The 14,280-nt window shown below is 66.0% G+C and carries 12 protein-coding genes; 11 read left to right on the forward strand and 1 reads right to left on the reverse strand.

Annotated elements, in window-relative coordinates; translation table 11 throughout:
- Nucleotides 1-48 precede the first annotated feature (48 nt).
- The 7 genes from FG93_RS23180 (at nucleotide 49) to FG93_RS23210 (ending at nucleotide 7,008) form a co-directional block, all read left to right on the forward strand.
- Nucleotides 49-1,137, forward strand: a complete 1,089-nt coding sequence (locus tag FG93_RS23180) for a PhoH family protein (RefSeq protein ID WP_081881776.1) — start codon at nucleotides 49-51, stop codon at nucleotides 1,135-1,137.
- Nucleotides 1,134-1,703: an rRNA maturation RNase YbeY gene (ybeY, locus tag FG93_RS23185; protein ID WP_052514090.1), complete on the forward strand. Its 570-nt coding sequence runs from the start codon at nucleotides 1,134-1,136 to the stop codon at nucleotides 1,701-1,703. The genes FG93_RS23180 and ybeY overlap by 4 nt, the downstream gene beginning before the upstream one ends.
- The gene (locus FG93_RS23190; RefSeq protein ID WP_052514091.1) at nucleotides 1,700-2,683 is read left to right on the forward strand and encodes a hemolysin family protein; all 984 of its coding nucleotides are present in this window, start codon (nucleotides 1,700-1,702) and stop codon (nucleotides 2,681-2,683) included. Before ybeY ends, FG93_RS23190 begins: the two co-directional genes overlap by 4 nt.
- Nucleotides 2,683-4,275, forward strand: a complete 1,593-nt coding sequence (gene lnt / locus FG93_RS23195; protein ID WP_043239078.1) for an apolipoprotein N-acyltransferase — start codon at nucleotides 2,683-2,685, stop codon at nucleotides 4,273-4,275. Before FG93_RS23190 ends, lnt begins: the two co-directional genes overlap by 1 nt.
- A gap of 142 nt (nucleotides 4,276-4,417) precedes the next feature.
- The gene (locus tag FG93_RS23200) at nucleotides 4,418-4,831 is read left to right on the forward strand and encodes a helix-turn-helix domain-containing protein (RefSeq protein WP_043239081.1); all 414 of its coding nucleotides are present in this window, start codon (nucleotides 4,418-4,420) and stop codon (nucleotides 4,829-4,831) included.
- 159 nt (nucleotides 4,832-4,990) lie between these two features.
- The gene (gene metK / locus FG93_RS23205; RefSeq protein ID WP_043239181.1) at nucleotides 4,991-6,196 is read left to right on the forward strand and encodes a methionine adenosyltransferase; all 1,206 of its coding nucleotides are present in this window, start codon (nucleotides 4,991-4,993) and stop codon (nucleotides 6,194-6,196) included.
- Nucleotides 6,197-6,303: 107 nt separating this feature from the next.
- Complete coding sequence (locus tag FG93_RS23210; protein ID WP_043239083.1) at nucleotides 6,304-7,008, forward strand: tRNA (guanosine(46)-N(7))-methyltransferase TrmB; 705 nt, start codon at nucleotides 6,304-6,306, stop codon at nucleotides 7,006-7,008.
- On the opposite strand, the gene FG93_RS23215 is transcribed toward FG93_RS23210, so the two are convergent.
- Nucleotides 6,983-8,071, reverse strand: a complete 1,089-nt coding sequence (locus tag FG93_RS23215) for a DUF2336 domain-containing protein (RefSeq protein ID WP_043239086.1) — start codon at nucleotides 8,069-8,071, stop codon at nucleotides 6,983-6,985. The genes FG93_RS23210 and FG93_RS23215 overlap by 26 nt on opposite strands.
- Nucleotides 8,072-8,368: 297 nt before the next feature.
- Here FG93_RS23215 and rimP point away from each other — a divergent pair, with 297 nt between their 5' ends.
- Genes rimP through infB form a run of 4 tightly spaced genes read left to right on the forward strand, consistent with a single transcriptional unit; the run spans nucleotide 8,369 to nucleotide 14,243 of the window.
- Complete coding sequence (gene rimP, locus FG93_RS23220; protein WP_052514097.1) at nucleotides 8,369-9,049, forward strand: ribosome maturation factor RimP; 681 nt, start codon at nucleotides 8,369-8,371, stop codon at nucleotides 9,047-9,049.
- Nucleotides 9,050-9,054: 5 nt separating this feature from the next.
- Complete coding sequence (gene nusA, locus FG93_RS23225; RefSeq protein ID WP_043239088.1) at nucleotides 9,055-10,644, forward strand: transcription termination factor NusA; 1,590 nt, start codon at nucleotides 9,055-9,057, stop codon at nucleotides 10,642-10,644.
- A gap of 15 nt (nucleotides 10,645-10,659) precedes the next feature.
- On the forward strand, nucleotides 10,660-11,388 hold the full coding sequence (locus tag FG93_RS23230) for an RNA-binding protein (RefSeq protein ID WP_043239090.1): 729 nt from the start codon (nucleotides 10,660-10,662) through the stop codon (nucleotides 11,386-11,388).
- Nucleotides 11,385-14,243 (forward strand): translation initiation factor IF-2, encoded by a 2,859-nt coding sequence (gene infB / locus FG93_RS23235; RefSeq protein WP_043239092.1) that lies wholly within the window; start codon nucleotides 11,385-11,387, stop codon nucleotides 14,241-14,243. The genes FG93_RS23230 and infB overlap by 4 nt, the downstream gene beginning before the upstream one ends.
- Nucleotides 14,244-14,280: the final 37 nt, after the last annotated feature.

The following is a 14,280-nucleotide window of genomic DNA, read 5'->3' on the forward strand; positions in this document are numbered from 1 at the left end:
TCCGATCGAGAGCCGCGCCGCGAGGGCGCATCGCCGCGTGTCGAGAGCCTGACGCGCGACGGGGTCCCCGCCACGGAAGTCGTGTTATCCTTCGAGGATAACCGACTGGCCAGTCTGGTCTTCGGTCAGTACGACCAGAATCTGGCGCATCTTGAGCGCCGGCTCGGTGTCGTGATCAGCCCGAACGGCAACCATGTCACCGTCAAAGGCCCGCGCGAGACGGCCGAGCAGGCCGGGCGCGTGCTGAAGACGCTCTATACCCGCGCCAAGGCAGGCGCTCCGCTCAATCTCGGCGAGGTCGATGGAGCCATCGAGGAAAGCAACGTCCAGCGTTCGCTGTTCCCGGCGGAGAACACCGGCAAGGCCTCGTTCGAGGCGATCGTCACCCGCAAGCGCGGCCCCGTGCGAGCCCGCAATGCGGCGCAGGATGCGTATCTGCGCCAGCTCAAGCGCCACGAGCTCGTGCTCGCGGAGGGGCCGGCCGGCACCGGCAAGACCTGGCTCGCGGTCGGTCATGCGGTCTCGCTGATCGAGCAAGGTGTGGTCGAGCGCATGGTCCTGTCGCGTCCGGCGGTCGAGGCGGGCGAGCGCCTCGGCTTCCTGCCCGGCGACATGCGCGAGAAGGTCGATCCCTATCTGCGCCCGATCTATGACGCGCTCAACGACTTCATGGAGGCGCGACATGTCGAGCGCGCCCTGCAGACCGGCATGATCGAGATTGCTCCGCTCGCCTTCATGCGCGGACGGACCCTGACCAATGCGGTCGTGCTGCTCGACGAGGCGCAGAATGCGACCTCCGTGCAGATGAAGATGTTCCTGACCCGGCTCGGCGAGGGCTCGCGCATGATCATTACCGGCGACCCGAGCCAGATCGACTTGCCGCCGGGACAGCGCTCGGGGTTGGTCGAGGCCGTGAAGCTCTTGTCCGGCGTCGAAGGCGTCGGCCATGCCCATTTCGAGGAAGGCGACGTGGTCCGGCACGATCTCGTGCGCCGTATCGTGATGGCCTACGAGGATGCTTCTCGTCGCGAGCGGGATGAGCGCGAGGAGCGCGCCCGTTCCGTCATCGCCGAGGCGCCGCATGAAGACCACGGCGAAGGTCTGCGGCGCACATTGTCGCGGGAGAGGCCGCGATGAACGACCGACCTCGTTCGCGGCGCGCGGCGCCGCGAACGCAAAGCCTTGCGATCGATATCCGCCTGCAGTCGCGTCGTTGGCGCGCGCTCGCGGATCTGCGCGAGCGCGTCGCCCGGGCAACAGAAGCCGCGCTCACCGTCGCCGCCATCAAGCCGCTGGCCGAAGCAGAGCTCAGCCTGCTCTTCACCGACGACAAGCGCATCCGCATCGTCAACCGCGACTGGCGTGGCTTCGACAAGGCGACGAATGTGCTCTCCTTTCCAGCCGCGACGCCGGAGCGGATCGGGTCGAGCCCCGTCCTCGGCGATATTGTGCTGGCCTATGAGACCGTGGCGCGCGAAGCCGAGAGCGAAGGCAAGAGCATGGGTGATCATCTCAGCCATCTCGTCATCCACGGCCTCCTGCACCTGCTGGGCGAGGATCACGAGACCGAGGCCGAAGCGGCGCGGATGGAAGGGCTCGAGATCGCCGCGCTCGCGGGCCTTGGCATCGCCAATCCCTATGCCGGCACCGAACCAGAAGCCGCTCCCGCGGAACAGACCAAGGCAGATCACCCCGTACCATGAGCGACGACAGTAGACCCTCCCAGAGCGAACCTCCCAGTCGCGGCCTGGCACAATGGCTGAGCCATTTCCTCGACCGGCTGGGCCTGCGGAACGGGGCAACGATTCGCGAGGACATCACCGAAGCACTCGCCCAGGGGAGCGGGCAGCTCGCCGATCTGAGCCCGCAGGAGCGGGCCATGCTCTCAAATGTTCTGAGCCTGCGCGAGCGCCGCATCGCCGATGTCATGGTGCCGCGCGCCGACATCATCGCCGTCCAGTCCGAGGCAACACTCGGCGAATTGCTGGCCCTGTTCCGCACCGCCGGCCATTCGCGCCTCCCGGTCTATGGCGAGACGCTCGATGACCCCCGCGGCATGGTCCATATCCGCGATTTTCTCGACTTCATCGCTGCCCGGGCCAAACCCGGTCGCCGCGGCCCGCAGCCCGGAACGGCTGGCCCCAATCTCGGCGCCATCGATCTCTCCGTAACGTTGGCTTCGGCCAAGATCCTGCGGCCCGTGCTCTATGTCCCGCCGTCGATGCCTGCCGTCGATCTGCTGGTCAGGATGCAGGCCACCCGTACGCATATCGCGCTCGTCATCGATGAATATGGCGGCACCGATGGCCTGGTCTCGATCGAGGATCTGGTCGAGATCGTGGTCGGCGATATCGAGGACGAGCATGATCTCGACACCGCGCCGACGATCGCGGTGGCTGGCGAGAACCGTTTCACCGCCGATGCCCGTGCGACACTCGAAGACCTGAAGGACGCAACTGGAATCGACCTCTCCGAGACGGACGTCGCCGAAGACGTCGACACGCTCGGCGGGCTCATCGTCACGCTTGCCGGGCACGTGCCGGCACGGGGCGAGCTGATCCAGGGACCGGAGGGGCTCGCCTTCGAGATTCTCGACGCCGATCCGCGCCGCATCAAGCGGCTGCGCATCCATCGGAATGTTCCGACCACTCCGGAAGCTCCAGCGACGACGGATCCCGGCTGATGCGCCTTGCTGCACTGGCCGACAGGGTCATCCTCGCCTGGGGCTGGCCGAAGCGCCTGATCGCGCTCGTCGCCGGCGCCAGCGGCGCCCTCGCCCTGCCGCCGCTCGATCTCTGGCCACTGATCATCGTGCCGATGACCATTGCGGTCTGGCTGATCGACGGTGCGGTCGGCACAAGCCGCGGGACGCGATTCCGGGCTGCCATGGCGGCCGGCTGGTGGTGGGGATTTGGCTTCTTTCTCGCGGGCCTGTGGTGGCTTGGTGCGGCCTTTCTCGTCGAGGCCGATAAATTCGCCTGGGCCATGCCGCTCGGGGTCATCGCCCTGCCCGCCTTCCTCGCCGTCTTTCCGGCGCTGGCCTTCGGCGCCGCCCGCCTGGTCTGGCCGCATGGCAGCGGCCGCATCCTCATCCTCGCCGTCGCGCTCGCCTTGAGCGAGTGGCTGCGCGGGCATGTGCTGACAGGCTTTCCCTGGAACGTCTACGGCATGATGCTGGCCGGACAGTCATGGATTGCCCAGTTTGCCTCGGTCGTCGGCCTCTATGGCCTGACCTTGGTGGCTGTCGCACTCGGCGCCGCACCAGCCACGCTAGGCACCGGCAAACCGGGCCCGGAGCGCTGGCAGGCGCCAGTTCTGGCGCTCGCAGTTCTGTGCGGGCTGCTCGGCTTCGGTGCGTGGCGCATTCCCTCCGCACCATCGCCCACTGTTCCCGGCGTGAAACTCCGCCTGATGCAGCCCAATCTGCCGCAGGACGCCAAGTTCAGTCCGCGCAATGGCGAAGCGATCCTCAACCGCTATCTTGCACTCAGCGACCGGGCGACGAGTCCCACGTCTCTTGGCGTCCAGGACGTCACCCATCTGATCTGGCCGGAATCGGCCTTTCCCTTCCTGCTCGGCCACACCCCCGGAGCGCTTTCGCGAATCGCGGCGCTGCTGCCGCCGAACACGACCTTGATCACGGGCGCGGCCCGCGCCGGCGAAATGCTGCCGGGTGAAAGCCAGCCACCGATCTTCAATTCGGTCCAGGTTGTCGACGATGAGGGCATGATCGTCGCGAGCTATGACAAGGTCCATCTCGTGCCGTTCGGGGAGTATCTGCCCGCCTTCCTCGAGACCCTGATCCGGAGTGTCGGACTGTCCGAGTTTGTCGCGGTGCCGGGCGGCTTCACGGCCGGCGCACGCCGGACACCGCTCGCGGTGCGTGGCTTGCCGCCAGTCGCGTCCCTGATCTGCTATGAGGCGGTGTTTCCCGGTGAGGTGATGCCGCAGGGCCCGAGGCCCGGCTTCATGCTCAATCTCACCAATGACGGCTGGTTCGGTCAGACGAGCGGCCCCTACCAGCACCTCGCCCAGGCCCGGTTACGGGCCGTGGAGCAAGGATTACCCCTGGTGCGCGTCGCCAATACCGGCATATCCGCCGTCATTGACGCCTATGGCAGGGTCACCGGCAGCCTTCCGCTCGGGACCGAGGGGGTGCTCGACTCGGCGCTACCCAGCCGCGCCTCAGTTACGCCTTACGCGCAACTCGGGGATGTCTTTTTTGCAGGCCTTGTTGTAACATTCTTGCTTATCTCGCGGTTACGCCGTTCATAATAATTCCAACTGGAACTATTCCCAGCGCGAAAGATGTCGGTTAAGAAGCAATTTAGTTGAATCCAGTGTATTGTAGTTGACCATAGGACACTGCCGGATTGCGGCTTCGGCAGAATGCCCCTGATCCGAGGCCCGTCGATCCATGCTGAAGAAAATCCCCAATCCGATCGATCGCCATGTCGGCAGCCGCGTCCGGATGCGCCGGATGCTTGCCGGCGTCAGCCAGGAAAAGCTTGGAGAAGCACTTGGGCTGACCTTCCAGCAGGTTCAGAAATACGAGAAGGGCGCAAACCGCATCAGCGCCAGCCGCTTGCAGCAGATCGCCAAGATGCTGGATGTGCCGGTCTCCTTCTTCTTCGAGGGCGCCCCATCCGGCGACATGCCATCGGGAGGCTTCTCGGACGCCGCCTCGACGACCTATATTTCGGATTTCCTGGCGACCAGCGAAGGCGTGCAGCTCACCAAGGCCTTCGTACGCATAAAAAGTGGGCAGGTGCGGCGCCGGGTTATCGATCTGGTTGAGGCCATTGCCGAGGAACACGCTGAAAAGCCTTGATTGAAGCGTCTCAACGTTCGTCTTGACGAACGTTTCTCCCGATAAACGGATTAGAGCGCTTGACGGCGAACACGTTCGCTGCAAGAACGCTGCGCCCCGCACCGGCAGGGCCCGTGCTGGCGGCCACCAGCTTGCCCGTGCATGAAGGATCCTTCGTCCGTGTCACGCCAGAACTATCTCTTCACCAGCGAGTCCGTTTCTGAAGGTCATCCTGACAAGGTTTGCGACCGGATTTCCGACGAGGTCGTCGATCTGTTCTTCAAGGAAGCCGTCAAGGCCGGGATGGATCCGGCCCAGGTACGCGTCGCCTGCGAGACCCTGGCCACGACGAACCGCGTCGTCATCGCCGGTGAGGTCCGCACCTCGCTCGACGAGAAGGCGCTGAAGAGCAAGGTCAAGTCGGCGGCCCGGAAGGCGATCCGCGCGATCGGCTACGAGCAGGACGGCTTCCACTGGAAGAAGTGCAAGATCGACGTGCTGCTGCACTCGCAGTCGGCCGACATTGCCCAGGGCGTCGATGCCGCCGGCAACAAGGAAGAAGGCGCGGGCGATCAGGGCATCATGTTCGGCTACGCCTGCCGCGAGACGCCCGAGTTGATGCCGGCGCCGATCTTCTACGCCCACAAAATCCTCGAAGTCCTGGCCAAGGCCCGCCACGCGGGCGAAGGTCCGGCTGCCAAGCTCGGCCCCGATGCCAAGAGCCAGGTCACCGTCAAATACGAGAATGGCAAGCCGGTCGGTGTCACGCAGATCGTGCTCTCGACCCAGCATCTCGACGGCGCGCTGACCTCTGCGGATGTCCGCAAGATCGTCGAGCCGCATATCCGCGAGACGCTGCCCGAGGGCTGGATCTCGAAGGACACCGTCTGGCACGTCAATCCGACGGGCAAGTTCGTGATCGGCGGCCCTGATGGCGATGCCGGCCTCACTGGTCGCAAGATCATCGTCGACACCTATGGCGGCGCCGCCCCGCATGGCGGTGGTGCGTTCTCTGGCAAGGATCCGACCAAGGTCGATCGTTCGGCTGCCTATGCTGCGCGCTACCTCGCCAAGAACGTGGTTGCCGCCAAGCTCGCCGAGCGCTGCACGATCCAGCTCTCCTACGCCATCGGCGTTGCCAAGCCGCTCTCGATCTATGTCGACCTGCATGGCACCGGCAAGGTCGAGGAAGCCAAGCTCGAGAAGGCTCTGGGCGAGGTGATGGATCTCAGCCCGCGCGGCATCCGCACCCATCTCAACCTCAACAAGCCGATCTACGCGAAGTCTGCCTCCTATGGCCATTTTGGCCGGAAGGCTGGCCGCGACGGCAGCTTCTCCTGGGAGAAGACCGACCTGATCGACACGCTGAAGAAGGCCGTAGCCTGATCCAGCGCGGATGTTATGACGGGATTCGGTCTACCGGATCCCGGAAAGGCCGGAGCGTTCTCGCTCCGGCCTTTTGCTTTCGCCGGTGACGACGGGGTTTTGGGATCATGAGCGAAGAACGAGACCTGGAGAGAGATCTCGAACGAGCCTTCTTTGGCCGGCGCAAGGGCAAGCCACTGCGGGAAGGTCAAAGCGCGCTGATCGAGGGCACCCTGCCGCGGCTGCGCCTGCCCGAAGGCGAGATCCTCGATCTGAAGGCGTTGTTTCCCAAACCCGTCGAGGCGGTACGGCTCGAAATCGGCTTTGGCGGCGGCGAGCATCTGCTGTCCCGTATGCGGGAGAGTCCCGAGATCGGCTTCATCGGCTGCGAGCCCTTCGTCAACGGCATGGCGAAGTTCCTGGCGGTGATCGAGCGGGAAGGTCTCACCAACATCCGGCTCTGGGATGGTGACGCCGCGCTGATGCTGCCGCGCCTGCCGGAAGGCGGCCTCGATGCGATCGACCTGCTCTATCCCGACCCTTGGCCGAAGCGCAGGCAACGCAAACGCCGTTTCGTCTCGGAGCGGACCCTCGCCCTGTTCGCACGGGCGCTGAGGAAGGGGGGGCGTTTCCGCTTCGCCAGCGACATCGACGACTATATCGGCTGGACCTTGTCGCGGTTGCTGCACTCGCCGGATTTCGACTGGACAGACGAGCGCGCCGACGACTGGCGCCAACCCTATCCGGGCTGGAATCGCACGCGATACGAGGCCAAGGCCATCGCTGCCGGGCGCGTGCCGAGCTATCTCACTGCACGCCGTCGCGCATCCTGAGGAAGCCGAGCACGCGTTGCGCCGTCACCGGCGTCAGGTTACGGAAGTTCTGGCGGGCCCGCTCGACCCCAGGTGCCGATTTGCCATCGCCCTTGCGCAGGGTGATCAGGGCGCGGGTCGTCTCCCAGGACCAGCCAAGTCCCCGGCCGACGAGCAGCACCGCATCGCGATCCGGACCAAGGATGATCTGCTCTGTTGCCTGCAGGCCAAGCCTCGCCAGGATAGCGACGCCGCAGATGGCGTGTTCGGTCGCACCCGAGGTGGCGAGTTCGGCGACCTTGGCCTCGTCCAGCTTGCCCTGGTCATGGAAGGCCTTGATGTCGGCCAGCGCAGCGCTGAATTTGCCGAGGTCATCCTGAAGCTGGTCTTGCGCGGCGACCGCGTCGGCGCTGCGCTCGACAGCGCGGTCGACGGCACTGCCCATTGCCGGCTCGAACGTCGCGGCGAGCCTGCGGCGAGCCGAATTCTTCGCCGCCAGCGTCAGTTGCTCGACCAGCTCCGGCGGGATGTCGCTGCGGGTTCCCAGCGTCGCCTGCAGGCCGTCATCCTGAACTGCACGCATCACCAGCACGCCCATGCCATGTCGCGAGAAGCGGGCGGTCTGGTTGGCCGCAACCGCGTGGGTCACGACACGGCCGCCCCGCAGGATGAGGAAGTCCGTGACCGGTTCGGCGAGATCCGGACGCTCGGTGATCGCGAGCATATGGTCGCGCCCCTTTGCGGCGGAGATCGCGACCAGATCCTGATCGGACAGCACGGGCGAGCCGACCAGAACCGGACGCGCAACCGCGATCTCGTCAAGCGCAAGCTGCCGTACCACACCACCTGGCGCATTGGGCACGATGGACAGCCGCTCGGACAATTCGACACGCGCGCGGGTTTCGATGGCGCGGGCAAGCCTGCCGATCACCACGTCGAAGACGCTGATCTGGTCATCGCCCATCGTTGCGGCCGTGCTGACGAAGAGATCGGTCAGACGCATCAGGATCTGGACGCGCTCATCGCCCGAGCCACGCGACATCGTCGCTTCAAGATCACGCAACAGCGCGCTGACCGAACTCATTACGCAACCTCTTTACGCACCATCAGCCGACGCTAGACGAGAAGAATGACCAGCCGGTTAGCGCAATTGCATAAAGCCGGGCGCAGAAAGGAAGCACCATTGCCGTCACATGGCGTTCCCATCGACACCCTGCTTCCTGCCAGGGCAGCTTTGATCTTGCATGCCCGGCCGTTGCGGACTAAATAGCGACGCAACAGCTCTGGTTTCGGTGTAAGCCGATGATCAAGAGCGGGCCGGCCGGCCCGCTCTTTTTTGTTGGCCGCAAGCCCTGCCGGAGCGAAGGCAGGCAGTCCGAACATGAACGAGCCGACAGCAGCAGATCAGGACAGGCGCGTGGTGACCGAAAGCGGTGTGGCCGCGCGTGTCGCCGCCATCATCGAACCGGCGATCATCGACCTCGGCTACAGGCTGGTGCGCGTGCGCGTCTCCGGCCAGAACGGTTGCACCGTGCAGATCATGGCCGAACTCCCGGACGGCACGATGACCGTCGAAGGTTGCGAGGCGGTGAGCCAGGCGGTTTCGCCGGCGCTCGACGTCGACGATCCGATCCAGGCCGCGTATCATCTCGAGGTGTCGTCGCCGGGGATCGACCGGCCGCTGGTGCGCCCGAGCGATTTCGCGCGCTGGGCCGGCCACCTTGCCAAGATCGACACGCACGAGCCGGTCGGCGGCCGCAAGCGCTTCCGCGGCATCCTGCGTGGCGTCGAGGGCGACACCGCTCTGCTCTCGCGCGACGATGCCAAGACCGAGGAAGAGCGCGACGTCGCGATTCCGATGAACGCCATTGGCGAGGCGCGGCTTGTCCTGACCGACGCCCTGGTCACCGAATCGCTGCGGCGGGGCAAATCTGGCCTGCCGCCCGAGATGCCGCAGGCGGACGAGATCGCCAGCCCGAAGAAGGGCAGGGGCAAATCACTGGGACCGCGCCCGGGCAAGCAGCCCAAGCCGGCTCCGCAGAACGACAACGAAGAGGAGTGAGCGTCATGGCTGTCAGCGCCAACAGGCTCGAACTGCTGCAGATCGCGGATGCCGTCGCCCGCGAAAAATCGATCGACCGGCAGATCGTCGTCGACGCGATGCAGGACGCGATCGCCAAGGCCGCTCGCTCGCGCTACGGCGCCGAGACCGACGTCCATGCCGAGATCAACACGAAGTCGGGCGAACTTCGCCTGGCGCGCCACCTCCAGGTCGTTGAGCAGGTCGAGAACACCTCGACCGAGATCACCCTGGCCGAGGCCAAGCGTCACAATCCGGCGGCGCAGGTCGGCGACGTCATCTCCGATCCCCTGCCGCCCTTCGACTTCGGCCGCATCGCCGCACAATCGGCCAAGCAGGTCATCGTGCAGAAGGTGCGCGAGGCCGAACGCGATCGTCAGTATGACGAGTACAAGGATCGCATCGGCGAAATCGTTAACGGCGCCGTGAAGCGCGTCGAGTACGGCAATGTCTTCGTCGATCTCGGCCGCGGTGAGGCCATCATCCGTCGCGACGAGATGATCCCGCGCGAGACCTTCAAGGTCGGTGACCGCGCCCGCGCCTATGTCTACGACGTGCGCCGCGAGCCACGTGGCCCGCAGATCTTCCTGTCGCGCACGCATCCGCAGTTCATGGCCAAGCTGTTCGGCCAGGAAGTGCCGGAGATCTATGACGGCATCGTCGAGGTGAAGGCTGTCGCCCGCGACCCCGGCTCGCGCGCCAAGATCGCCGTGATCAGCCGCGATTCCTCGATCGATCCGGTCGGCGCCTGCGTCGGCATGAGGGGCTCGCGCGTGCAGGCCGTCGTCGGCGAGCTGCAGGGCGAGAAGATCGACATCATCCCGTGGTCGCCGGATGTCGCGACCTTTGTCGTCAATGCGCTGCAGCCGGCTGAAGTCGCGAAGGTGGTGCTCGACGAAGAAGCCGACAAGATCGAGGTCGTGGTTCCCGACGAGCAGCTCTCGCTCGCCATCGGCCGCCGCGGCCAGAATGTCCGCCTCGCCTCGCAGCTCACCGGATGGGACATCGACATCCTGACCGAGGCCGAGGAATCGGAACGCCGCCAGAAGGAATTCCTGCAGCGCACCGAGACCTTCATGAACGCGCTGAATGTCGACGAGACCGTCGGCCAGCTGCTGGCCTCGGAAGGCTTCCGCTCGGTCGAGGAGGTCGCCTATGTCGACCTCGCCGAACTGGCCTCGATCGAAGGCTTCGACGAGGAAACGGCGGGCGAGATCCAGTCGCGTGCCCAGGAATACCTGGCGACGGTCGAAGCCGAGCTCGACGACAAGCGTCGTGCTCTGGGTGTCGAGGACGCATTGCGCGAGGTCGAGGGCATCACCACATCCATGATGGTCGCGCTCGGCGAGAACGATGTGAAGTCCGTCGAGGATCTGGCGGGTTGCGCGACCGACGATCTCGTCGGCTGGACCGAACGCAAGGATGGCGAGAGCACCCGCCATTCCGGCTATCTCGACGGGTTCGACCTGTCGCGCCAGGATGCCGAAGCCATCATCATGGCCGCGCGCATCAAGGCGGGCTGGGTCGAAGCTCCGGCCGAGGAGCCCGAGGCCGACAGCGAAGCGGCCGAGGCCTGAGCCAGGGCGCGCGTCATGAAAAGGCCGGAAGCGGCGCGGCCCGCGCACAAGGACGGCCCTGAGCGCAGCTGCGTCGTGACCCGCGCGGTCAAGGCGCCGGAGGATCTGATCCGGTTCGTGGTCAGCCCCGACGGGGTTCTCACGCCGGATTTGCGCCGCAAGCTTCCGGGCCGCGGCGTCTGGACGAGCCTCAGTGCGGCCACGGTCGCCGAGGCGATCAAACGCAAGGCCTTCGAGCGCTCGCTCAAGACCAAGGTCACGATACCGCCTAATCTTGCGGTTATGATTGATGGCTTGATGCATCGCGACGCAGTCCAGGCGTTGGCCATGGCCAACAAGGCGGGACTGGTTTCGTCCGGTTTTGCCAAGGTCGAGGCTTCTATCGGATCGGGGCGGCTCGCCGCGGTCATCGAAGCCAGCGATGGCGCCGAGGATGGCCGACGCAAGATAGGACAGGCTCTCAGGCGGGTCGCGGCAGCGCGAGCCGAGGATGGGCTGAAGCTCCGAGAGACACCGGTTGTCGCGGAATTCGCGGCGGCTGATTTGGAATTGGCGTTGGGGCGGTCACATGTGATACATGCGGCCCTTGCTCCGGGACCGGCGGCCGAGGGTTTCCTCTCCCGCTGGCGTCGGCTCGTCCGTTACCGGACGGGCGATGCCGGTGCGTTGGGCCCGGAAAGCCCGACGGATTTCGACGAGACAGACGAACACACGACCGAACCGGCAGGACCGAAAGCGGAATGAGCGATACCAAAAACCCGGGCGACAAGACTTTGACGGTCAGCCCTCCGAAGACCCTGACGCTGAAGCGGCCGATCGAGCAGAGCACGGTTCGGCAAAGCTTCTCGCATGGGCGCTCGAAGCAGGTCGTCGTCGAGGTCAAGCGCCGCGTCGGTGGGCCCGAAGTCAAGGAAACGCCGGTGGTTCGCGCGCCGCAGCCGGCCGTGCAGCCTGCTGCCCCGCGCCCGGTCGTGCCACAACCGGCCCCCGCGGCTCCGAAGCCAGGCGGCATGCTGCTGCGTACGCTCTCGGACGACGAGAAGGATGCGCGTCAGCGCGCCCTGTCCGACTCGCGAGCCCGTGAGCTCGACGAGCGCCGTCAGGCCGAGGAGGAAGCTCGCCAGCGTGCGCTTGTTGCTGAACGCGAGCGAGCCGAGCGCGAGGCAGCACTTGCCCGCCAGCGCGAGGAAGAAGAGCGCCGTCGTCAGGAAGACGAGCTGAAGCGCCGCGCCGAGGTCGCTGCACGTCAGCGCGACGATGCGCAGTCCGCCCGTCCGGCAGCTCCCCAGCAGCCGCGTGAGCAGGTGTCGACCCCGGCTCCTTCCGCGCCGCCGCAGCAGCAGTCGCAGCCGCCCCAGCCCTCAACCTATGCTCCCGCCGCACGGCCCGCATCCGGCCCGCGCGAGTTCGGTGGTGCCCGTCCGCAGATGCGCGATGTCGGCGCACGTCCGCCGCGGCTGGACTCGCGTCCTCCGCGGGTCGACGCGCCGCGTCCGCCGCGTGCCGGTGATCCGAGCGCTGCCGCAGAGCCGGCCGTGGTCCGCCCGACCCGTCAGGCTCCTTCGGCCGGAGCCCCGCGCAGCCGCCCCGATGACGGTGAAGCCCGGCCGGCGTTCCGTCGCCCTGGCGGCGCTCCCGGTGCTGCCAATCGCGGTGCCCCGACCCCTGCACCGAAGACACCCAAGGCTGGCGAGAAGCCGCGTGGCCGCCTGACGCTCTCGACCGCCACCGGCGGTGATGACGAGCGGACACGGTCGGTTGCAGCCTTCCGCCGCCGCGTCCAGCGCATGACCGGGCACCGTGCCTCGGACGTCGCCAAGGAACGCGTGATGCGTGAGGTGATCATCCCCGAGACGATCACGATCCAGGAACTCGCCAACCGCATGACCGAGCGTGGCGTCGACGTCATCCGCCTGCTGATGAAGCAGGGTGCGATGCACAAGATCACCGACGTGATCGACGCCGACACCGCTCAGCTCGTGGCCGAGGAAATGGGCCACACCGTCAAGCGCGTCGCCGAATCCGACGTTGAAGAGGGCCTGTTCGATACGCCCGACACCGATGAGATGCTGACGCAGCGTCCGCCGGTCGTGACCATCATGGGCCATGTCGACCACGGCAAGACCTCGCTGCTCGACGCGATCCGCCAGACCCATGTCGTGACCGGCGAAGCTGGCGGCATCACCCAGCATATCGGCGCCTATCAGGTGACGACGCCGGCCGGCTCGAAGGTGACCTTCATCGATACCCCCGGTCACGCCGCCTTCACGGCAATGCGTGCGCGCGGCGCCAAGGTGACGGATATCGTGGTTCTCGTGGTGGCGGCTGATGACGGCGTAATGCCCCAGACGGTCGAGGCCATCAACCACGCCAAGGCCGCCAAGGTGCCGCTGATCGTGGCGATCAACAAGATCGACAAGGCCGACGCCAACCCGGACCGCGTGCGTTCCGAGCTGCTGCAATACGAGATCCAGGTCGAGACGCTGGGCGGCGAGACGCTGGAAATCGAGGTTTCGGCCAAGACCGGCAAGAACCTCGACAAGCTTCTCGAGGCCATCTCCCTGCAGGCTGAACTGCTCGATCTCAAGGCCAATCCCGACCGCGCTGCCGAAGGCACCGTGATCGAGGCGAAGCTCGATCGCGGCCGCGGCCCGGTCGCGACCGTGCTCGTCCAGCGCGGCACGCTGCGCACCGGCGACATTGTCGTGGCAGGCTCGGAATGGGGCCGCGTGCGCGCTCTGATCGGCGACACCGGTGCTCAGATCAAGGAAGCGCCTCCGTCGCTCCCGGTCGAGGTTCTCGGCTTCAATGGCACGCCAGAGGCCGGCGACCGGGTTGCGGTGGTCGAATCCGAGGCACGTGCCCGTGAGGTCACCGATTACCGTGAGCGCCAGAAGCGCGACCGTATCGCCGCGCGCGGCGGCGGATCAGGTGCGGGCCGCTCGCTCGCCGAAATGATGCGCGACCTCAAGGAAGGCGCCGGCCGCAAGGAATTCCCCCTCGTCGTCAAGGGCGACGTGCAGGGTTCGGTCGAGGCCATCGTCGGTACGCTCGAGAAGGTCGGCAACGACGAGGTGCGTGCACGCGTGCTGCAGTCGGGCGTCGGCGGCATCACCGAGTCCGATATCACGCTCGCCCAGGCTTCGGGCGCCGCGGTCATCGGCTTCAACGTGCGTGCCCACAAGGAAGCGCGCGAGGCGGCCGAACGGGCGGGCGTCGAAATCCGCTACTACAACATCATCTACAACCTCGTGGATGACGTGAAGGCGGCGATGTCGGGCCTGCTGGCTCCGACCCTGCGCGAGACGATGCTCGGCAATGCCCAGATCCTCGAGATCTTCAACGTCTCGAAGGTCGGCAAGATCGCCGGCTGCCGCGTCACCGACGGCACGATCGAACGCGGCGCCAATGTCCGCCTGATCCGCGACAATGTCGTGGTCCACGAAGGCAAGCTCTCGCAGCTGAAGCGCTTCAAGGACGACGCCAAGGAAGTGGTTGCAGGCCAGGAATGCGGCATGTCCTTCGAGAACTATCAGGACATGCGCGCTGGTGACGTGATCGAGTGCTATCGCGTCGAGGAGATCAAGCGGACGCTGTGATCCGTCGTGGCCGGGTTTGTCCCGACCACCTCACGAT

It is taken from the genome of Allobosea sp. LC85 (assembly GCF_000735605.1).
Taxonomy (GTDB): Bacteria; Pseudomonadota; Alphaproteobacteria; order Rhizobiales; family Beijerinckiaceae; genus Allobosea.